We start from the raw sequence: 19,975 nt of genomic DNA on the forward strand, positions 1-19,975 counted from the left end.
ATCAGTCCCCTTGATAGCTGTGCAGCTTCATCGCCACTTTGGCTGGGTGTTCCCCCAGTCCCAGCGACATCAAGCCGACAATGGCCGCCTCCTGGTAACGGCTGCGCTGGTCAATTAATGCATGTAAACGGCCGCCTAACGGCAAAAAAATCAAGTTGGCAAAGCCAACGCCGTAGATAGTGGCCACAAAGGCGGTGGCGATACCGCTGCCGAGCGCTTCAGGGTTAGTCAATTGCCCCATGGCTTGAATGAGCCCTAAAACCGCGCCCAAAATCCCCATGGTGGGTGCGTAGCCGCCCATCATCTGAAAAATATCAGCCGCTTTGTAATCGCTGTCCTGGCGCAAATACAAGTCACTTTCTAACAACTCGCGAACTTGCTCTGGGGTGGCACCGTCAACCAGCATCTGCAGGCCTTTTCGTACAAAAGGTTCGGGGTAGCTTTCGGAAGCGTTTTCTAGTGCCAAAATTCCCTGATTACGGCATTGCTGGCTCCAGTGCTGAAAGTTATCCAGCAGCGCGTCAATATCCTGACGCGGCGGCGTAACCAGCCATTGGCATAACACCAGCCAGCGCCGTAAACGCGGCCACGGACTCTGCACCAAGGTGGCAATAAAGGAGCCAACAACGACAATCAACACCGCTGGGCCATTGAGTAAACTGGACAAATGCCCGCCTTCAAGCCAAAGGGCGAGAACAATGACCCCGACCCCTAGCAATACCGCGGGAAGAGCCAGTCTATCCATGGCCGATCTCGGCAAGAATACGCCCGGCAATACGTTCAAGACTGATGGATTCATCGGTAAGGCCAGCCGCCGTTACCGCTTGCGGCATACCGTAAACCACACAGCTGGCTTCATCTTGCGCAAACAGCGTTGCGCCCTGGGCCTTAAGCAGACGTGACCCGTCGCGGCCATCAGCGCCCATACCGGTCAGAATAACCGCCAGTACGTCACCGGAAATTTTGGCCGCTGAGGCGAAGGTGATATCTACCGACGGCTTATAAACCAACGTCTCGGGGCCTTCAGTCACCTTCAAACGCATGGCGGAGCTACTGCCTTCAATCAGCATTTGTTTGCCGCCTGGCGCCAAATAGGCCCGGCCCGCCATTAAGCGGTCACCGTTTTCTGCCTCTTTTACCGAAATTTGGCAAAGCCCATCTAAGCGCTGGGCAAAAGCGGTAGTGAAGGTACCGGGCATGTGCTGCACCAATACGATGGGCAGCGGGAAATTAGCCGGCAAACGCGTCAAAATCTGCTGTAGTGCCACAGGGCCGCCGGTAGAACAGCCAATAGCCAAAAGCTTGTAAGGCGTGGCCCGGCGGCGGCGCGGTGAAGGTGCCTCATGGCCATGACGCTCAGCGCTAGCCTGCGGCCGGGAAAGCGGCGCTGGCTCAGGTTTGGCGATAGTGGGGGCGGCATTGGCGTTTCGCAGTTGCCGGGCCTTGATCAGTGAAAGACCGCGGCGATTAGCCAGGGTTTTAACCCGATTGAGCAGGGTCGCCACCGCGTCATTGCGATCTTTGGCGATATCTTCAAAGCGCTTGGGTAAGAAATCCAGAGCCCCAGCATCCAGCGCATCCAGCGTTGCTTTCGCGCCGTCATGGGTTAATGAAGAGAACATCAAAATCGGAGTGGGATTCGCAAGCATGATCTCGCGAACTGCAGAAATGCCATCCATAACCGGCATTTCGATATCCATGGTGATCACATCGGGGCGCAAATCTTTTGCTTTTTGAACAGCATCCTTGCCGTTAATAGCGGTGTCGATAACTTCAACACCGACGTCAGATGTCAGGATCTCTGATACCCGGCGACGGAAAAAGCTGGAGTCATCGACAACCAAAACGCGAATCGGCATAACTGGGTAATTCCTTTACAACTTGCGGGCATAGCGCTTCAACAGCGCCGGTACGTCCAGAATCAAAGCAATACCCCCGTCGGAAGTAATGGTCGCACCCGCCATGCCTGGCGTGCCTTGCAGCATTTGCCCCAGCGGTTTAATCACCACTTCTTCCTGACCTATCAGGCCATCCACCACAAAGCCCACCTGCATGGTGCCTTGCTGGATGATCACCACATGGCCTTGGCCATGACGGCGCTCGCGGCGAGAGCCACGAACTAACCAGTGGTCCAGATAGAACAGCGGAATTGCTCTTTCCCGCACAATAATAGTCAGTTGTCCGTCTACAACATTGGTCTGGGACAAATCCAGATGGAATATTTCGTTGACGGTCGCCAGTGGGAAGGCAAAAGTTTGCTTGCCTACCAACACCATCAAGGTTGGCAATATTGCTAGGGTCAGCGGCACCTTGATGGTAATGCGCGTGCCCTCGCCCTTGGCCGAATCGATATGAATAGAACCGTTGAGCTGGCTGATTTTGGTTTTCACCACATCCATACCAACGCCACGGCCTGAAATATCAGAAATTTCTTTTTTGGTGGAGAAACCTGGCGCAAAAATCAGGTTATAGGCTTCTTCATCAGACAAGCGATTAGCGGCGTCTTGGTCCATAACCCCACGGTCAACGGCAATGGCTTTTAGCCTTTCCGGGTCCATACCGGCGCCGTCATCGTTGATGGCGAGCAGAATATGGTCCCCTTCCTGGCTTGCCGACAAAATGATGGTGCCGGTTTTTGCCTTACCACTTTTTACCCGTACGTCAGGCATTTCGATGCCGTGGTCAACCGAGTTACGTACCAAGTGCACCAAAGGATCGGCCAGCGCTTCAACGAGGTTTTTATCCAAGTCGGTTTCTTCGCCCACCAATTCCAAATTGATGTCTTTTTTCAAGCTACGGGCCAGATCTCGCACTACCCGAGGGAAGCGGCCAAACACTTTCTTGATTGGCTGCATGCGGGTTTGCATAACCGCACCCTGGAGGTCGCCGGTGACCACGTCTAAGTTGGCAACCGCTTTTGATAGATCTTCGTCTTCGTTGCTAAGACCAATCGACAACAAGCGGTTACGTACCAAAACGAGCTCACCAACCATGTTCATGATCTCATCAAGCTTTTTGGTATCAACCCGCACCGTGGTCTCGGCTTGATGCGCGCCACTGGCTGCAGCCGGATGCGCCGCTTCTTCTTTTGCCGGTGCCTTGGCTGCTGGAGCCGCCGCAGGAGCGTCCTTAGGCGCAGCCGCTTTGGCTGCAGGCTTAGGTGCTGGCGACGCCGCTTCCGGTTTTGCATCGACCGGACCTTTGCCTTTGCCATGCAACTGGTCCAGCAGCGCTTCAAACTCATCGTCTTCAATCAGCTCGCCACCACCACCGCTGCTGGCAGCTTCTGCCGGTTTTTCAGGCTCGGCAGGCGCTTGCTCGGTTTCTTTAGCAGGCGAGACGTTAAATTGACCTTTACCGTGCAGCTGGTCTAGAAGCGCTTCAAATTCGTCATCGGTAATTTCATCGCCGCCGGCTGCCGCTGCTTCTTTTTTCGGCTCAGAAGCGGCTGGCGCTGCGCTGGCTGTAGATGGCCCTTTATCGGTGCCGTGAAGTTCATCGAGCAACGACTCGAATTCGGCATCGGTAATATCATCGATACCACCGGCGCTTTCTGCAGCAGCAGGCGCCTCATCGGCCACCGCTTCGGGTTCTTCAGCAACCGCTTCTGGCTCGGGTTCGGCCGCGGCAGGCGGCGCTGCATCAGGGTCACTTAAGCGGTGAAGGCCATCCAACAATTCTTGGTCGGCAGGGCCTGGGATCACCCGCTCTTGGATCATCGCGAACATGTCATTGATGGTATCGAGGGCACTTAGCACCACGTCCATCAATTCCGCGCTTACTTGCAGTTTATGGTTTCGAAGTAGGTCAAAGACGTTCTCTGCGCCGTGGCATACGTCCACAAGGTTTGATAAGCCAAGGAACCCCGCACCGCCCTTAACGGTGTGAAAGCCTCGGAAGATGGCATTAAGCAAATCGCTGTCTTGGGGCTGTTTTTCCAGCTCCACCAGCTGCTCGGAGAGTAATTCAAGAATCTCACCGGCCTCAACCAGGAAATCCTGCAGGATGTCTTCGTCCAACTCGAAGCTCATTAACCAGCTCCTTTAGAAACCCAAACTCGATAGCAGATCGTCGACGTCGTCCTGCCCCTTGACCACATCATCCCGCTGTTCCGGGTTGATAATGGGACCTTCAGCTTCGGTCGGCGCACTGGTGCGTTCAACTTTCGCCTGAGGTTCACCAAACATGGTCACTAGACTAACCAAACGTTCTTCAACTTCCCGAACCAGTTCAATCACCCGGCGGATGATTTGACCGGTTAAGTCTTGAAAGCCCTGTGCCATCAGCACTTCCGTTAAGGATGCGCGCAGTTGGTCAGCTTCAGACTTTGACTTAAGCAAAAAACTGTCCAAGTCATGAACCAGGGTTTTAAACTCCCCGACTTGCATTTCCCGCTCCATCAGCCGCTGCCAGGAGGGGTTAAGGCCGTCGATACTGTCAACCAGCTTGTCAGCAATAGGTAAACAGGACTCAACAGCGTCCATGGTGGTATTGGCCGCTGATTCGGTCATCGAAATAACGTGCATCAGCCGGTCTTTTGCATCGGGGATCTCCTGGGTTGCCAAGGTGGCCAACCGGGGATCGTTCTGGAAATCCAGCAGTGAGTCGTGTAGTTCTCGCGTCAATTTACCGACTTGAGCAAACAACTCTGTGTTGACACTGACCGCCATGTCACGAAAAACGGCTTGTGCTTCCTGTTCTTCGCCTGCTTCCAGATGAGCCACCAATTTCTTGGCTTGCTCAAGGGAAATTGCCTGTTCTTGGCGTTCGCTCATCATGATTCCTCAGCCCATCCGCTCAAAGATCTTATCGAGCTTTTCCTTGAGGGTTGCCGCCGTAAAAGGCTTCACTACATAACCGTTCACGCCAGCTTGGGCGGCGGCAACGATTTGCTCTCGCTTAGCTTCAGCAGTCACCATCATCACCGGTAGATGCTTGAGCTTGTCGTCGGAACGAATCGCTTTGAGCAAGTCGATACCTTGCATGCCCGGCATGTTCCAGTCGGTGATCACAAAATCAAAGTCACCGTTTTGCAGCATCGGCAAAGCAGTATTACCGTCATCGGCTTCTAAGCAGTTATTGAAGCCCAGATCGCGCATGAGGTTTTTGATGATGCGTCGCATCGTGGAGAAATCATCCACGATGAGGATCTTCATGTTCTTGTCCAATGCTTCCTCCAACGAAGCTTGACCTGATACTTTATCGGCCTGTTTTTTAAATACTTAACTAAATTATGCCGGTATCCTGCTGCCAGTCCACTAATCGTCCTTTCAACCTGGACATGGCCTGAGCATGGATCTGACAAACCCGTGATTCGCTAACGCCCAACACCGCGCCTATTTCTTTGAGGTTGAGTTCCTCTTCATAGTAAAGCGACAGTACGATGGATTCTCGCTCGGGAAGCTTTTTCAATGCCTCAGATAACGCATTTTGAAAACGGCTGCGATGATGATTCAGATCGGGCCTTTCGGTATCATCAGGGGCATAAATTTCTTCCCCAACCCCCATATCTTCCATCGCAACCATGCGACCACAGTTTACGTCATTAAGCATGCGGTGATAGTCATCAACGCTCACTTTAAGCTTGGCAGCCACGTCGGCGTCACGGGCTTCGATACCAGTTTCACGCTCGACTTCATTGATGGCATCACTGATCGCCCTGGCATTACGGTGCACACTACGAGGTACCCAGTCGCCACGACGAATTTCATCAAGCATGGCACCGCGAATACGAATGCCGGCATAAGTTTCAAAACTGGCGCCTTTGCTGCCGTCAAAATTTCGGGCAGCCTCTATCAACCCCATCATGCCAGCTTGGATCAAGTCATCCAGCTGCACCGAGGGAGGCAGGCGCATCAACAGATGGTGAGCAATACGCCGAACAAGCTCGGCGTGGCGGTTGACCAACTGGGCCTCCCGCTGCTCACCATACGGATTTTTATTCAGTATCTTGTTCGCTCCCGACATGAGATTTTTCGCCGATCAGTTGCTCAAGGAAAAATTCCACATGCCCGCCTGGCCGATTCGGAATAGGCCATGTCATGACCTTAGACGCCAGAGCCTTAAAGGCAACAGCGGCCGGTGCACGCGGATACAAATCCACCACCAGCTTCTGTTTACGCACGGCCTGGCGCACATGTTCATCAAAGGGCACTGTTCCAACCAGTTCCAGGGCAACATCCAAGAAGCGGTCGGTAACACGGGAAAGCTTAGTAAAGAGCTCCTGCCCCTCTTTCAGGCTTCGCACCATATTGGCAACGATTTTGAACCTGAACAGACCATAGTCGCGGGACAAAATTTTGATTAGCGCATAGGCGTCGGTAATTGATGTGGGTTCATCACAAACCACCACCATGACATCTTGAGCTGCGCGAGAAAAACTCAGCACCATATCGGAAATACCGGCAGCAGTATCAACGATAAGTACATCAAAGGTTTCTTCCAGCTCACTAAAAGCACGGATAAGGCTGGCATGCTCGGCGGGTGTTAGCTCCACCATAGATTGCGTACCAGAAGTGGCGGGCACAATTTTAAAGCCCCCAGGCCCTTCCAGCAGCACATCTTTAAGTTCACATTCCCCAGCCAACACATGGCTTAAGTTTTTCTGAACTCGAAGGCCCAGCAATACGTCAACGTTAGCCAGCCCCAAGTCAGCATCCAGCAGCAGCACCTTTTGGCCTGCCTGCGCCAACGCAGCAGCTGTGTTGATGGAGACGTTGGTTTTACCAACCCCGCCTTTACCGCCAGTAACGGCCACCACTTTGGTAATATTTTGGCGTTTCATTTGCCTCAAGCCGCTCGCTTGATCCATGGGTGTTCCTTATTTTACTTGTCGCTACAGCTTAAGCCGCAGCCCCGCCCACAAAAAGTGCCAGTGCCCGCTCGAGCAGGTCATCTGCCTGGGCTACCTGCAAATCTTCAGGTACACGCTGACCGTCCGTAAGATACCCTATTGGCAGGGTATTTTGTATGGCCAAGCCCAGAACCTCACCCAGACTGAGGGTTTCGTCGAGCTTGGTCAGTACCAAGCCATCAAGAGGCACTTGGGAGAACCGGGTCAGCGCATCTTCTAATACGCGTTGTTGTGCTGTGGCCGCCATCACCAGGTAACGCTGGATCGGCACCTGGCCAGACTGCACCAGTGTTGATAATTGCTGGTTCAAGCGCAAATCGCGCTGGCCCATACCGGCGGTATCAATTAACACCAGTGAACGATTGCGCAGCTGATACAGCACATCTTCAAGTTCTTCAGCATCTTTGGCCACCTTAACAGGGCAACCAATAATACGGCCATAGGTCGACAACTGCTCATGGGCACCAATACGGTATGTGTCTGTACTGACCAAGGCGACTTCATCGGCGCCATGCTTAAGAGCATAGTGTGCAGCAAGCTTAGCCACAGTAGTGGTTTTGCCTACGCCGGTAGGTCCCATCATGGCAACCACACCGCCTTTACGCAAAATACTGTTGTCACTGGTATATAGACGTTTTTTCAGTTGTACCCGTACCCATTTCCAACCATCGTTAGGACCAAGGGCCTCTGGCATGGGGCCAGTAACGTCCTCTGCCAGTGTAGCGGGAAAACCCATCTTGATCAGGCGCTCTTCCAGCATGGTGCGCACCGGGTGACGGCGCGCCTTGGCATCTTGGCGCAAACCAGACAGTTGGTGTTCCAGCAGTTGGCGCAGGCTGAGCATTTCTTCTGATAAATCAGCGATGGTCACTTTTTTGACGGGCTCAGCCATTTGCGCGGCAGCAGCGGGCATGGCCATGTCATTTTTTTGGTCCATCACCTGCTTGGCAAGATTGCGGGACCATTCGGGCAGGCTATCGCTGCGGCTTTCTTGCTCGCGGCTTTGCCAGTCCCAGTTAATTGATTGTGGTTCAGCCGCCTTACGGCGAACAGGTTCGCTTTTCGCCATTGGCCGGCCTGCGCCAGAAGACAGTGTCACCATGTCGTCAGACAGCTCGCGCTCATTGCTGCGGTTCGGCATCGCTTGGCGGGGCACCGCGGCCTTTGGCGGCTGCGGCTTATCGGCAACATCCACTGCCGCGACAATTTCGACACCACCGTTAACCTTGTTGTTGGACAGAATAACCGCGTCCACTCCCAGGGTGTCTTTGACCTCTGCCAAGGCAGAGCGCATGTCTTTGGCAAAAAAGCGATGGATTTTCACTGGCCTTAGCCTCCGCTACCTATGCTGCTCACAATACGGATTTGCTTGTCATCCGGCACTTCCTGATAAGACAGAACGCGCAGGCCCGGGATCGAGTATTTGACGAATCGGGCCAAGGAGCTTCTTAGCACCCCGGATGTCAGCAGCACCGCTGACTGACCATTCATTTCCTGTTGATTGGCGGCATTTTCCAGAGACTTTTGTAGCCTTTCTGCAAGGCCAGGCTCCAGTCCTGCGTTTTCGCCGCCGGCTTGTAGGGTTTGATGCAACATCTGTTCCAACTCTGGCGCCAGAGTTATGACGGGCAGTTCGGCGGTGGGGCCAAAGATCTCTTGCACCAGCAACCGCTTCATCGAAATACGGGCAGCGGCAGTTAATACGTCGGTGTCTTGCGACTTGGGAGCGTATTCCACCATGGTTTGCACCAAGGTACGCATGTCGCGAATAGGCACGCCTTCGTGCAGCAGGTTTTGCAATACCTTGACCAAAATCCCCAGCGAGATAATGTCGGGCACCAAACCTTCCACCAGCTTGGGCGCCTTTTTGCCCAGCATATCCAACAGGTTCTGTACTTCTTCGTGGCCCAGCAACTGGGCGGCGTTATTGGCCAATAGTTGGCTCAGGTGAGTGGCAACCACCGTGGCGGTATCCACCACGGTGTAGCCCAGGCTTTGGGCATGGTCGCGCTGCGCTGGCGTTATCCAGTAGGCTTCCAAACCAAATGCGGGTTCTTGGGTGGGAATGCCATCAATTTTGCCAAACACTTGGCCGGGGTTAATGGCCAGCTCACGGTCACCGCGAATATCCGCTTCGCCAACTGCCACGCCCATTAAGGTAATGCGATAGGTGTTGGGCTCAAGCTCCAAGTTGTCGCGCACATGCACCGGCGGCACCAAAAAGCCCAAATCCTGACTGAGCTTTTTACGCACCCCTTTAATGCGTGACAACAGCTCGCCGCCTTGCGCTTTATCCACTAACGGGATCAGGCGATAACCCACTTCCAAACCAATGGTGTCAACCGGTTGCACATCGTCCCAGCCCAGCTCACGCTGATCCGGCGGTAACACTTCACCGGATTTGGCTTCAGCCTGCTCGGCTTCAGCGGCAGCGGCCGCCGCTTTGAGCTTACGCTTATGTTGCCAGTAGGCTGCAAAGCCGCAGGCGGTGCCCAGCACCAAGAACGCCATATGCGGCATGCCCGGTACCAAGCCCATGACCACCAAAATACCGGAAGCAATGCTCAACGACTTGGGGTTGTCGAACATCTGGCCAATCAGTTGGCTACCCATGTCACCATCGGTGTTTTCACGGGTCACCATGATGGCAGCAGCGACTGACAGCAGTAATGAAGGAATTTGCGCAACCAGGCCGTCACCGATGGTCAGCAAGGTGTAGATTTGCACCGCATCGGTAAAGCTCAAACCGTGCTGCGCCATACCGATAACAAAACCGCCGATAACGTTGATGAACAAAATCAAGATACCGGCGATGGCATCGCCTTTTACAAACTTGGACGCACCGTCCATGGCCCCGTAGAAGTCAGCTTCACTGGTCACTTCCTTACGGCGTTTACGGGCTTCTTCTTGATTAATCACGCCAGCGTTTAGGTCGGCATCAATGGCCATTTGCTTGCCGGGCATGGCATCCAAGGTAAAGCGGGCACTTACCTCAGAGATACGGCCAGCACCTTTGGTTACCACCACAAAGTTGATGATGATAAGAATGGCGAACACCACCAAACCCACAGCGTAGTTACCGCCTATGACCACCGAGCCAAATGATTCAATGACCTGACCGGCGGCACCGGGGCCATTGTGGCCTTCAAGCAATACCACCCGAGTAGAAGCAACGTTCAGCGCCAAACGCAGCAAGGTTGCCACCAGCAACACAGTGGGGAAAGCGGCAAAATCCAGCGGCCTGCTAGTGTAAATACACACCAGCAGCACCACCAAGGACAAAGAAATGTTGAAAGAGAACAGCATGTCCAGCAGCAGAGGCGGCATTGGCAATACCACCATGGCCAAGGTGGCCAATACCAGCAACGGCGCACCAATGCCCTTGAACATTTTGCCCTTGGACGCTTTGAGATTAAGAAAGACGTTTTGCCAGTTTGCTACAGCCATGCCTTGACGCTCTCGATCAGGATGAGAAAGCTAAAGCAAAGTCCAGGCCAACTAATTTTCTTATTTATAAACAATAAGATAAATTACATATGTCGGAATTCTGGCGGTACTGGTACTTCGGTAGGTAAGGTTTTAGGCCGGGTACCTTTGCCCTTTTTCCAAAGCCGTAGCTGGTACACATATGCCAGTACCTGCGCCACCGCCACAAAGAGGCCGTCGGGAATGGGTTTGTCCAAGTCGCCGCTATGAAACAGCGCCCTGGCCAGCATCGGTGAGCGCAGCATGGTGACGTTGTGGGCATTGCCGATATCACGGATGTGCGCGGCCACCTCGTCGACGCCTTTGGCCAGCATCACCGGCGCCGCATCTTGGGTTTGGTCATAACGCAGCGCCACCGCATAGTGGGTTGGGTTGGTAATAATCACGTCCGCTTCCGGCACCTTAGTCATCATGCGGCTGTTGGCCATTTGCATTTGCATGCGGCGAATTTTCGCTTTGACCTCAGGCTTACCTTCAGCGTCTTTATATTCGTCTTTGATTTCCTGCTTGGTCATCTTCAGCTGCTTGTTGTACTGCCAAATCTGAAATGGCGCATCAATAGCGGCAATCAGGATATAAGGCACACAGAGCGCTAAACACAGCCAAAGTAAAATTTGTAGGCCATCAATAATGGCGCCATTAACCGGCTCGTAGGCAAGGGCTAACACCTTGTTAAACACCATTTTTAGCAGCAGCCAGGCGGTAACACCGATAACCGAGAATTTGGCCAGGGATTTTAAAAGCTCAACCCCAGCCTGAATGCCGAGCATACGTTTAAGGCCAGACAGCGGGTTGAGTTTGGAAAACTTCGGCTGCATGGCCTCGGTGCTGTAGTTAAAGCCGCCAATCAGCACCGAGCCGATAAGGCTCATCAAGAACATAAAGGCCAGCAGCGTTAAAAGGGGCCAGGCCACCACCCACAAGATGCCGCCGATATGGGAAAGCAATTTTGGAAAATCAAACAGGGTATCGCGCTGCAAGTTAAAGCTTTGGTGCATCACCACTATCATGTTGCGGCCCATCCAGGCCCCAAACCACATCAGTGCCACAATACCGCCCAGTAGCCCCACAGCACCGGCAACGTCTTTTGAGCGAGGCAGCTGGCCTTTTTCACGGGCCTGCTGCTTTCGTTTGGGGGTCGCCTCTTCTGTGCGCTCGCCTGCTTGCTCTTCTGCCATCAGCAACTGGTTCCAAGCAGTTGGCAAACAGCAACCTGCCCTGCCCGCCAGTCAGACAGGAAGTGGTCAAGCAGGTTAGAGGCGGTGACCCACAAGAACAGCAGGCCAGAAATCATGATGATGGGAAAACCGATGGTAAAAATGTTGAGCTGGGGCGCGGCGCGAGTCATGTAACCGAAGGTGATGTTGATCATCAACAGGGCAATGACCTCGGCAATGGCCATACTCAGGCCACCGGCAAACAAGGTGGAGCCAAAAGCCGCTATCACATGAAAATTGGGCATTTGAATGCCATCAACCCCAACCGGGATCAGGAAAAAGCTCATGTGTAGCATCTGTAACATCCACAGGTGCCCATCAAGGGAGAAAAACAACAAGGTGGCCAGCATTAAGAAAAGCTGCGAAACCACCGGAGTTTGCTGGCCAGAGACCGGGTCAACCATGGCCGCAAACCCCAAGGAGGCTTGCATGGCAATAATGGAGCCCGCCAGCACCATTACCTGCATTACCATCACTGAGATAAAACCAATGGCCGCGCCTATCACCACCTGCAGGCCGGTAATAAGCATGCCTTTGATGGAAAAGAGCGCTATGGCGGGCATTGGCGGCAGTGTCGGCACCACCACAATCGTTACCGCCATGGTGAGTATTACCCGTACTCGCCGCGGCATTAATTTGGTACCAAAGGCCACCATGGCGGTGAGCATGGCGCTGATACGGACGAAGGGCCAAGCGTAGGCCGCTATCCAGTCCAGTATTTGCGCCACCGATACCGTCATTGCATCACCGAGGGAATTTGCGCAACCAGCTCATGGAAGTAATCCATCATCAACCGGGTTAGCCAATGGGCCAGTAGCATCAAGGTAATAAGGGTGACCAAAAGCCTTGGCAAAAACGACAAGGTTTGTTCGTTAATCGAGGTGGCTGCCTGAAAGATAGAGACAATAAGCCCCACCACCAGCCCGGGGATCATGATCGCCGACACCATGATTAACACCAGGTAAAGGGCATGCTGAAAAAGATCCACGAACTGTTCAGGGGTCATGCAAAGCTCCTGGCCAGGGTGCCGAGGATGAGGTTCCAACCGTCCACCAGCACAAACAGCATTAGCTTAAAGGGTAGCGACACTATCATCGGTGACAACATCATCATACCCATCGCCATCAATACCGATGCCACCACCAGGTCGATAATCAAAAACGGGATAAACAGCATAAAACCGATTTGAAAGGCGGTTTTCAGCTCGGAGGTAACAAAAGCGGGGATCAGAATGCGCATTGGCACATCCTGCGGGGTATCAAAGGCATCAACCCCGGCCATGGAGGCAAAGGTTTTTACGTCCGTTTCCCGGGTTTGCTTGAGCATAAAGGTTTTAAGCGGCTTTTGTGCCACCACCAGCGCTTGCTGAAAGGTCATCTGATCTTTGGAATAGGGCTGCACGGCATTGTTGTAAATCTGGTCAAACACCGGGCTCATCACAAAAAAGGTCATGAACAGGGAAATGCCCATAATCACTTGGTTAGAAGGCACCTGCTGCAAACCCAGCGCTTGGCGCAGTATCCCCAGCACCACCACAATGCGAGTAAAGGCGGTCATCATCATCAAGATGGCGGGAATAAAGGTCAGCAGTGTCATCAGCAGCAATACTTGCAACGTGACACTGTATTCCTGGCCGCCATTGGCGGTGTTGGTGACAGTTACCGCCGGCAAGGAGCCGTCAGGTAAAATGGGATTGGCAAAAGAGACTATTGGCAGCAGCAGCAGTCCCCAGAGAAACCAGCGTTTCACTCGCTCTCCTTGTTAACCGGGGTATCGAGGGCCTTGATGAGGCGAATGTCATTACCACTGACCGAAATCAGCATCTGTTCTTCGCCCACTTCCACCAGCAACAACCTGGCACGCGCCCCCAGTTGGGTTTGTGCCACCACTTTAATGGGGCCGGCTTTAAATTGCGGCATATGACGGCGGGCAAAATAAAGCACCGCAATGAGCAGTGCTACAACGCCCAGCAGCGACATAACCAAGGTACCGAGCTTATCGGTGGGGGTTGTCATTGGGCTTTTATCGGCCGCCAAGGTGGCGGCACTGTACAACCAACTGATCATTTGAGCTTTTTGATCCTTTCTTGCTGGCTGATAACGTCGGTGAGGCGGATACCAAACTTGTCGTTCACCACCACCACCTCGCCATGGGCGATAAGGGTACCGTTTACCAGCACATCCAGCGGTTCACCTGCCACCCGGTCCAGCTCTACCACCGAACCTTGGTTTAATTGCAGCAAGTTACGAATACTGATCTTAGAGCGGCCAACTTCCATGGAAATGGTAACCGGGATATCCAAAATGGTATCCAGGCGGCGCTTTTCTTCGGCAGTTAGCTCGGGGCCGGCATCATCATCGCCACTGAACTCTTCCAGTTCAACCGATTCCGGTTCCTCTTGCTCGGACATGGCTGCAGCCCATTCGTCAGCCAGTTTCTGTTCGTCATCAGAGACCATCGATATCCCCTTCCCAATCGGTTGCTAACTCTTCCAGCCCGGAGATGTTGTCGATACGCACCCCACGGCGAGTAATATTTTGCATCTCGGCCTTGGCCGAGCGCGGTCGTTTCATTTTTTCGGTGATTTTCAGTGCCACTTGGTCGCCACTGCGGCCCATCTGTGCCCTGAAGGTGGGTAAGTCTTCCACAAACACCGTTAAATTCTCAGGCATTTCCACCGGGATAACATCGCCCGCTTTTAACTGCATCATTTTGCGCAGCGTCATGTCGGTTTCCAGCAGCTTGGCGCGAATGCCGACCGGCACGTCCATCAACTCATCGCGCAGTGCTTTTGACCAGCGGTGGTCGGTGTCTTCTTTGTCAGACTGCACACCGGCGTCCAACAATTCACGGATGGGTTCGAGCATTGAATACGGCATGGCAATATGAAAATCACCGCCGCCCCCTTCAAGTTCAATGTGAAACGACGACACCACTATCACCTCGGTGGGCGAAACAATGTTGGCCATCGACGGATTCACTTCCGAGTCTAAATACTCAAAGGCCACATCCATTACCGGCGCCCAGGCTTCGGTGTAATCTTCGAACACCAGCTTTAACAGCATCTGGATGATACGCCTTTCGGTAGGGGTAAATTCCCGGCCCTCAATACGGGCATGGAAACGGCCATCACCACCGAAAAAGTTATCCACCAGAATAAAAACCAGCCGCGCTTCAAGCGTAATAAGGGCGGTGCCCTTAAGCGGCCTGAAACGCACCATGTTGAGGCTGGTGGGTACAAATAGGGTATGGACGTACTCACCAAACTTCATGGTTTGTACGCCATTAATGGAGACCTCCGCCGGGTGGCGCATCATGTTAAACAAGCTGATGCGCATGTGGCGGGCAAAACGCTCATTAACGATCTCCAGGGTCGGCATCCGGCCCCGGACAATACGGTCCTGAGAGGAAAAGTCGTACTGCTGAACCGGTTCACCCGAGCCCGCACCGCCTTCCTCTTCAACCTCGTCAACCCCGTGTAAGAGGGCGTCGATTTCGTCCTGCGATAAGAGATCGCTCACCAAGCCTCCTTTACTGCATTACAAATCCGGTGATAAGCACCCGCTCAACCACCGGTTTGCCTGCCACTTTCGTCAGGGCGTCGCGCACCGCTTCTTGGGAAGTGGTACGCAAACTCTCCCTGCCCTGACTGGTTGCCAACTGCTCTTCAGTGAATTGACTGAAGGTTTGCAGCAAGACACTTTCAATCAAGGGTAAATTTTTCTTGGCCAAATCTTCGTCTGTGGCCCCGCGCACCATCACTTGCGCGTTGATTTGCACCACCCGCGAACCGCGGTTGCCTGGCACATTAAAGGTAAAGGGGTTAGGCAGCGCTACATAAAGCGCTTCTTCACCCGGTTTCGGTGCTGCGCCTTTCTCACCGTCTTTACCGTCGGTTTGTTCGGTTTTAGCGCCATCGGCCGCCTTGTCTTTGTCGCCCGACATCAAGAACCAGGCCACACCACCACCAATAATCAGTAACAGCACCACCGCCGCCACAATAATGATGACGAGCTTTTTCTTGCTACCACCTTTTTCAACAGGTTCTAGTTGTAATTCGTCAGCCATGGTTCTCTATCCGATTTTATCCTTCCCCTACTTTACCTTAGCTATTGGCTCAGGCGTAGGCATCAACAAGCCCATCAGGGGTCAGGGTATAACGATAGGGCAAGCTTTCATCAACTTCACCCTCATCACCCGTCCAGAAACCACCGTTGTTCTGGCCCTGCCACTGTCCCTGGCGACCATCACCGCCATTATTGTTATTGGCTTGGTCGCGAACCTGACCGTCCGCCAAGTTAAAGCCCTGGCCTGCCATCATGTCTTTTAGCTTAGGCATGGCATCTTGTAACCACTCGCGAGTTTGGGCATGGCTGGCCTGGAATTGGACCTGGGCATCATGGTGATGCACCTGCACGCGGATCATCAAGCTCCCCAGCTCTGGTGGGTCCAGTTGAATGTGGGCGTGCTTGAGGTTTTTTGACAGCATCATGCCAATTTTGTCGGTTAACGCATCGGCAAAACGGTTTTGGGCAATCAGTTGGCTCTTATCAGCATTGGCTTGCTGGCTGGTATCTTTAGGGCCGTCCAGAGGCGATGGCGCATTTTGCATCGGCTGGTTGTTGCCGTTATTGCCAGTTGCTGCCGAGTTATCCGGTTGCTGGCCGGCCAGGGCTTCAATGCCATGGGCGTGCTGCGGCTGGGCCGCGGCTATTTTACTGACATCACCAGGGTGGGCACTACCGGCAACAACAGGCGCCAGGCCTTTATGGTCTTGGCCAGCGGCTTTGCCATCAAGCCCGGCCAATAGGCTACTCAGGTCACCTACTTTGGCGTCTTTTTTCTTATCTGCTTTATCGGTTTTACCATCAACATCGCTGACGGCGTTTGCGTCATCTTGATCTTGATTGGCAGCTTTCGCCGCGCGGCCTTGCAGTAAGGCAGTCATTGCTTGGCTGCTTTTCGCGCTCGATTCGGCTTTGTCTTTATCCGCCGCGGTTTTCGCTTTTAAACCGCTTAAGAGTGCCTCGCCTTGCGGCGTTTTGCTGTCTTGCTCATCCGCTAACTGGGCACTGGCGGCAGCCTTGGCTTTATCGTCGGCCGCTTTCACTTCCACCCAATTACCGGCAGCGTCTTTGATAAAAAGCGGTTTGTCGTCACTTTGTGCCAATTTTTTGGCATCTTTGTCGCCGTCGCCATCCGCCTTACCTTTCAAGGCTTTGCCGTCACCGTCTAGTGATGCGTCTTTGTCGTCATCACCTTTAGCGTCAGCATCGCCTTTACCAGCACCTTTAACCAGGGCCTGTAATACGGCGGCTTTACCAGAATGCGGTGAAGCTGAATGTGCAAGCATCTCGTCACCGTCTTTGTCGCTGGTCTTTTTATCGTCGTTAAGCTGAGTTTGGGCAAAAGCCACTAAGTTAATGAGCGCATCCCCGTCCTCGCCCTTTTTCTTAGCGTGCTCACCTTTGCCGTCTTTGTCTTTAGCGTGGGTTTTGCTGTCGTGCTTGGCCTTGGCTTCTTGTAGGCCATGCTCCGACTTTTCCCCTTTTACCGGTGTTTTTTCACTCTGCGCAGCATCTTTGGCTTTGTCTGCTGCCTTGGCTTTATCGCCAGCATCGGCTTTGTCAGCAGCATCGGCTTTGTCATGGTCGCTTTTGGCCTGCTCAGCCTTTTTACGTTGCTGATGGGCTTGCTGAGCTTCGGCTGCCTTTTCATGGCGTGCAGCCGGCACCGATTTGCCGCCGTTGTCCATCGCCTTACCAAAGAGGTTGGCAAAATGATCATTGCCTTTTTCTTTTGTTTTCGAGCTGTTATCGGCAGCTGCATTGTGTTGAGTGAGCGCTGAGACTTGCATAGGACGGTCCAATACCAATCAGATGGTTAAGACTATGCAATTGGCGTTCCAACCTTACGGTTCACCAAGTCATCCAATTCCCGCTGCTCGCGGCGCTGCGCCTGTAGATTGGCTTCTTGCTGTTTGCGCTCCAGCAATAGCGCAATGGCTTTGGTTTCTTGGCGGGCGATACGCCAGTCATTTTCGCGGCTGGCAACCGCTTGCTGGTGTTGCACCAACTGCCCTTGCAGATCGTCAAGGCCACTATCTAAACGGGCAACAAAGTTTTGGTAGTGCACCATGTTCACCGCATTAAGGCCGCTACCGGCTTTTTGTTGCATTTCACGCAGGTAGTCGTTGCGATAACGCTGCAAGGTATTGATTTTGCCTTGCAATGCCGCCAAGGCTTCACGGGCTTGCGCCAATTGCGCCAGGGCTTTGTCTTCGGTGTCTTTACGCTGATCGAACACCAGCTCTAATGATTTACTCATGCACCCTCCCCGGCGGCTTTAGCCAACAATTCCAAGGCTTGCAGGCATTCGTCATAAGGACAAACTTCCTGCATGGCCTGGCGTAAAAATAAATTCATCGGATCGCGCAGCCGAATGGCGGTATCGACTTTGGGGTCGGAACCCTGGCGGTAAGCACCCACCTGGATCAGATCCCGCGACTGCTCGTAAGCTGAAAATAGCGCTTTTACCCGGCGCGCCTGCAGTTGATGCTCTTCAGTGGTGACCTGCGGCATCACCCGAGAAACCGAAGCACCAATATCAATGGCCGGATAATGGCCGCTATCGGCCAGGGCCCGTGACAGCACAATGTGGCCATCTAAAATGGCACGGGCGGCATCCGCCACCGGATCTTGCAGGTCATCACCTTCAGAAAGCACGGTAAAAAAGGCCGTAATACCGCCCTGGCCGTCGCCACCGTTACCTGCCCGTTCAACCAACCCGGGCAACCTGGCAAACACCGACGGCGGATAGCCTTTGGTCGCAGGCGGTTCACCCACCGCCAAGGCGATTTCCCGCTGCGCCTGGGCGTAGCGGGTTAATGAGTCAACCAACAGCAGCACATTAAGGCCCTGGTCGCGAAAATACTCGGCAAAGGTTAAGGCCGTTTCGCAGGCTTTTAGCCGCATTAATGGGCTGGTATCGGCGGGGGCGGCCACCACTACTGCCCGGCGGCGCCCCTCAACACCTAAAATTTCGTCAATAAATTCACGGACCTCACGGCCCCGCTCCCCCACCAGGCCCACCACTATCACATCTGCGCTGGTGCCACGGGTCATCATGCCCAGCAGCACTGACTTACCAACCCGGAGCCGGCGAAAAGGCCCATCCGCTGGCCTTGGCCAACGGTCAAAATGGTATTAATGGCCCGAACCCCCACATCAAGGGGTTGACGAATGGGGCGGCGCGTAAGCGGGTTCAAAGGCCGGCCCTTAAAGCCAACACGGTTTTCAGCCCGCACCGGGCCTTGGCCATCAAGGGGGCGGCCTAGGCCGTCTACCACCCGGCCAAGCAGGCTCATGCCCACCGGCAAGGTGGCGGAAACGCCAAGGGGGGTGACCCGAGCACCGGGCAGAATGCCCGACACATCTTGGTTAGGCATTAAATAGAGGGTGTTGTTACCAAAGCCCACCACTTCGGCCTCAACATCTTGGCTGTGGCCTTCAATGCGGCAAAGGGAGCCAATGGGTGCGCGGCACCCCTGGGCTTCAAGGGCTAAGCCAACCACCCGTACCAAACGCCCAGCGACGCTGGGTTTTGGCACCTGCATTAGCCGTTGGTAACGGCTTAGGCTGTCAGCCAAGTGCCGACGTTCAATCTCCTTCACGGCTCAGCCCTGCCTCGGTCAGTAGCCCTTGGCACAAAATACGCAGCCGTTCTTGCAAGTCGACCTCTACCAAGGATTGGCCAGCGTCAATACGGCATTGGCCATGGCGAAGGGTTGGCTCTTCGCGAATTTTCCAGCGCCGGTCTTTGAGGTCTTCCTCGCTGTATTGCTGATGCAGCAAGCGCGCATCGGTAGGTGCCACTTCGATGGTAATGGCGGTGTCGTCATCAGACAGCGCTTCGATACCTTGGCGGATCATGTGGTGGATAATATCTTGGTCGGTTTTCAATTCATGGCCCAGCACCGCTTGCATGCCAGCCACCAGCAAGCTAACCAGCTGTCCTTCAAGACGCTGGTCGCGGTCATCAAGGGGTTTAACCAATTGGTCGGCCATGGCTTGCCAGTGGTTTACCGCATCGGCAATTTGTTGTTGCCCGGCTTGCAGGCCGTCTTGCAAGCCTTGCTGGTAGCCCCGCTCCTGGCCTTGCTGATGACCTTGGGCAAAACCTTCTTCATGGCCTTCTTTTAAGCCCTGCTCGCGGCCTTCGGCAAAACCTTCGTCTACCGCGTCGGCACGCAGTCCTTCCAGTTCGCTGATGCTCAGCCCTTGCGGCCGACTTGGCGCGGTTTCTGGCTCAGCGTCCTGGCCCTGCTTACGCCTGTGAATATGCAGCGCCTTGGACACTTCGTCCTGCGAGGGCGGAGTAAAGTCGTCGCCTTCCCAACGCTGAATATCGTCGCTCACGT

The 19,975-nt window shown here is 53.9% G+C and carries 20 protein-coding genes and 1 pseudogene; all 21 read right to left on the bottom strand.

Annotated features, from left to right (window positions below; all coding sequences use genetic code 11):
* Position 1: 1 nt before the first annotated feature.
* The 21 genes and pseudogenes from DW350_RS12385 to DW350_RS12485 all read right to left on the bottom strand — a co-directional run bounded on the left by DW350_RS12385 (position 2) and on the right by DW350_RS12485 (position 19,973).
* The gene (locus DW350_RS12385) at positions 2 to 745 is read right to left on the bottom strand and encodes a flagellar motor protein (RefSeq protein ID WP_115719180.1); all 744 of its coding nucleotides are present in this window, start codon (positions 743 to 745) and stop codon (positions 2 to 4) included.
* Complete coding sequence (locus DW350_RS12390; RefSeq protein WP_115719182.1) at positions 738 to 1,859, bottom strand: protein-glutamate methylesterase/protein-glutamine glutaminase; 1,122 nt, start codon at positions 1,857 to 1,859, stop codon at positions 738 to 740. Before DW350_RS12390 ends, DW350_RS12385 begins: the two co-directional genes overlap by 8 nt.
* Positions 1,860 to 1,874: 15 nt before the next feature.
* Positions 1,875 to 4,031, bottom strand: a complete 2,157-nt coding sequence (locus tag DW350_RS12395; RefSeq protein ID WP_115719183.1) for a chemotaxis protein CheA — start codon at positions 4,029 to 4,031, stop codon at positions 1,875 to 1,877.
* 12 nt (positions 4,032 to 4,043) lie between these two features.
* The gene (locus DW350_RS12400; protein ID WP_336406943.1) at positions 4,044 to 4,778 is read right to left on the bottom strand and encodes a protein phosphatase CheZ; all 735 of its coding nucleotides are present in this window, start codon (positions 4,776 to 4,778) and stop codon (positions 4,044 to 4,046) included.
* A 6-nt stretch (positions 4,779 to 4,784) separates the two neighbouring features.
* Complete coding sequence (gene cheY / locus DW350_RS12405; protein WP_336406944.1) at positions 4,785 to 5,156, bottom strand: chemotaxis response regulator CheY; 372 nt, start codon at positions 5,154 to 5,156, stop codon at positions 4,785 to 4,787.
* 70 nt (positions 5,157 to 5,226) lie between these two features.
* Positions 5,227 to 5,907 carry an RNA polymerase sigma factor FliA gene (locus DW350_RS12410; protein WP_442899776.1) on the bottom strand — a complete coding sequence of 227 codons (681 nt, stop codon included), beginning with the start codon at positions 5,905 to 5,907 and terminating at the stop codon, positions 5,227 to 5,229.
* Between the two features lie 31 nt (positions 5,908 to 5,938).
* Positions 5,939 to 6,811 (bottom strand): MinD/ParA family protein, encoded by an 873-nt coding sequence (locus DW350_RS12415; RefSeq protein WP_115719187.1) that lies wholly within the window; start codon positions 6,809 to 6,811, stop codon positions 5,939 to 5,941.
* Positions 6,812 to 6,842: 31 nt separating this feature from the next.
* Positions 6,843 to 8,177, bottom strand: a complete 1,335-nt coding sequence (gene flhF, locus DW350_RS12420) for a flagellar biosynthesis GTPase FlhF (protein WP_115719189.1) — start codon at positions 8,175 to 8,177, stop codon at positions 6,843 to 6,845.
* Positions 8,178 to 8,182: 5 nt separating this feature from the next.
* Positions 8,183 to 10,300: a flagellar biosynthesis protein FlhA gene (gene flhA, locus DW350_RS12425; RefSeq protein WP_115719190.1), complete on the bottom strand. Its 2,118-nt coding sequence runs from the start codon at positions 10,298 to 10,300 to the stop codon at positions 8,183 to 8,185.
* A gap of 83 nt (positions 10,301 to 10,383) precedes the next feature.
* Positions 10,384 to 11,544, bottom strand: a complete 1,161-nt coding sequence (gene flhB, locus DW350_RS12430) for a flagellar biosynthesis protein FlhB (RefSeq protein ID WP_226911322.1) — start codon at positions 11,542 to 11,544, stop codon at positions 10,384 to 10,386.
* Positions 11,517 to 12,296, bottom strand: coding sequence for a flagellar biosynthetic protein FliR (fliR, locus tag DW350_RS12435; protein ID WP_115719194.1), 780 nt, complete (start codon positions 12,294 to 12,296; stop codon positions 11,517 to 11,519). Before fliR ends, flhB begins: the two co-directional genes overlap by 28 nt.
* Complete coding sequence (gene fliQ, locus DW350_RS12440; RefSeq protein WP_115719196.1) at positions 12,293 to 12,562, bottom strand: flagellar biosynthesis protein FliQ; 270 nt, start codon at positions 12,560 to 12,562, stop codon at positions 12,293 to 12,295. Before fliQ ends, fliR begins: the two co-directional genes overlap by 4 nt.
* A complete protein-coding gene (gene fliP / locus DW350_RS12445; protein ID WP_115719197.1) occupies positions 12,559 to 13,305 on the bottom strand; it encodes a flagellar type III secretion system pore protein FliP in 747 nt (248 codons plus the stop codon). Before fliP ends, fliQ begins: the two co-directional genes overlap by 4 nt.
* Complete coding sequence (locus DW350_RS12450; protein ID WP_115719198.1) at positions 13,302 to 13,622, bottom strand: FliO/MopB family protein; 321 nt, start codon at positions 13,620 to 13,622, stop codon at positions 13,302 to 13,304. Before DW350_RS12450 ends, fliP begins: the two co-directional genes overlap by 4 nt.
* A complete protein-coding gene (gene fliN / locus DW350_RS12455; protein ID WP_115719200.1) occupies positions 13,619 to 14,014 on the bottom strand; it encodes a flagellar motor switch protein FliN in 396 nt (131 codons plus the stop codon). Before fliN ends, DW350_RS12450 begins: the two co-directional genes overlap by 4 nt.
* The gene (gene fliM, locus DW350_RS12460; RefSeq protein WP_115719201.1) at positions 14,004 to 15,077 is read right to left on the bottom strand and encodes a flagellar motor switch protein FliM; all 1,074 of its coding nucleotides are present in this window, start codon (positions 15,075 to 15,077) and stop codon (positions 14,004 to 14,006) included. Before fliM ends, fliN begins: the two co-directional genes overlap by 11 nt.
* A 10-nt stretch (positions 15,078 to 15,087) precedes the next feature.
* Positions 15,088 to 15,624 (bottom strand): flagellar basal body-associated protein FliL, encoded by a 537-nt coding sequence (gene fliL, locus DW350_RS12465; protein WP_115719203.1) that lies wholly within the window; start codon positions 15,622 to 15,624, stop codon positions 15,088 to 15,090.
* Between the two features lie 49 nt (positions 15,625 to 15,673).
* Entirely contained in the window at positions 15,674 to 17,413 is a 1,740-nt protein-coding gene (locus tag DW350_RS12470) for a flagellar hook-length control protein FliK (protein WP_115719204.1), read from the bottom strand.
* Between the two features lie 32 nt (positions 17,414 to 17,445).
* Entirely contained in the window at positions 17,446 to 17,883 is a 438-nt protein-coding gene (fliJ, locus tag DW350_RS12475; RefSeq protein WP_115719205.1) for a flagellar export protein FliJ, read from the bottom strand.
* Positions 17,880 to 19,171 (bottom strand): annotated as a pseudogene (fliI, locus tag DW350_RS12480) (flagellar protein export ATPase FliI). Before fliI ends, fliJ begins: the two are co-directional and overlap by 4 nt.
* Positions 19,172 to 19,214: 43 nt before the next feature.
* Entirely contained in the window at positions 19,215 to 19,973 is a 759-nt protein-coding gene (locus DW350_RS12485; RefSeq protein WP_192954672.1) for a flagellar assembly protein FliH, read from the bottom strand.
* Positions 19,974 to 19,975 lie beyond the last annotated feature (2 nt).

Source organism: Gallaecimonas mangrovi, from assembly GCF_003367375.1.
GTDB lineage: Bacteria > Pseudomonadota > Gammaproteobacteria > Enterobacterales > Gallaecimonadaceae > Gallaecimonas > Gallaecimonas mangrovi.

What these genes read in the sequence shown, in the direction of transcription:
- cheY (WP_336406944.1), bottom strand. Translation starts at nt 5,156, where the DNA reads ATGAAGATCCTCATCGTGGATGATTTCTCCACGATGCGACGCATCATC.
- fliN (WP_115719200.1), bottom strand. Translation starts at nt 14,014, where the DNA reads ATGGTCTCTGATGACGAACAGAAACTGGCTGACGAATGGGCTGCAGCC.
- DW350_RS12390 (WP_115719182.1), bottom strand. Translation starts at nt 1,859, where the DNA reads ATGCCGATTCGCGTTTTGGTTGTCGATGACTCCAGCTTTTTCCGTCGC.
- fliR (WP_115719194.1), bottom strand. Translation starts at nt 12,296, where the DNA reads ATGACGGTATCGGTGGCGCAAATACTGGACTGGATAGCGGCCTACGCT.
- fliQ (WP_115719196.1), bottom strand. Translation starts at nt 12,562, where the DNA reads ATGACCCCTGAACAGTTCGTGGATCTTTTTCAGCATGCCCTTTACCTG.
- DW350_RS12470 (WP_115719204.1), bottom strand. Translation starts at nt 17,413, where the DNA reads ATGCAAGTCTCAGCGCTCACTCAACACAATGCAGCTGCCGATAACAGC.
- DW350_RS12450 (WP_115719198.1), bottom strand. Translation starts at nt 13,622, where the DNA reads ATGATCAGTTGGTTGTACAGTGCCGCCACCTTGGCGGCCGATAAAAGC.
- flhA (WP_115719190.1), bottom strand. Translation starts at nt 10,300, where the DNA reads ATGGCTGTAGCAAACTGGCAAAACGTCTTTCTTAATCTCAAAGCGTCC.
- fliL (WP_115719203.1), bottom strand. Translation starts at nt 15,624, where the DNA reads ATGGCTGACGAATTACAACTAGAACCTGTTGAAAAAGGTGGTAGCAAG.
- DW350_RS12415 (WP_115719187.1), bottom strand. Translation starts at nt 6,811, where the DNA reads ATGGATCAAGCGAGCGGCTTGAGGCAAATGAAACGCCAAAATATTACC.
- DW350_RS12395 (WP_115719183.1), bottom strand. Translation starts at nt 4,031, where the DNA reads ATGAGCTTCGAGTTGGACGAAGACATCCTGCAGGATTTCCTGGTTGAG.
- fliJ (WP_115719205.1), bottom strand. Translation starts at nt 17,883, where the DNA reads ATGAGTAAATCATTAGAGCTGGTGTTCGATCAGCGTAAAGACACCGAA.
- DW350_RS12400 (WP_336406943.1), bottom strand. Translation starts at nt 4,778, where the DNA reads ATGATGAGCGAACGCCAAGAACAGGCAATTTCCCTTGAGCAAGCCAAG.
- DW350_RS12385 (WP_115719180.1), bottom strand. Translation starts at nt 745, where the DNA reads ATGGATAGACTGGCTCTTCCCGCGGTATTGCTAGGGGTCGGGGTCATT.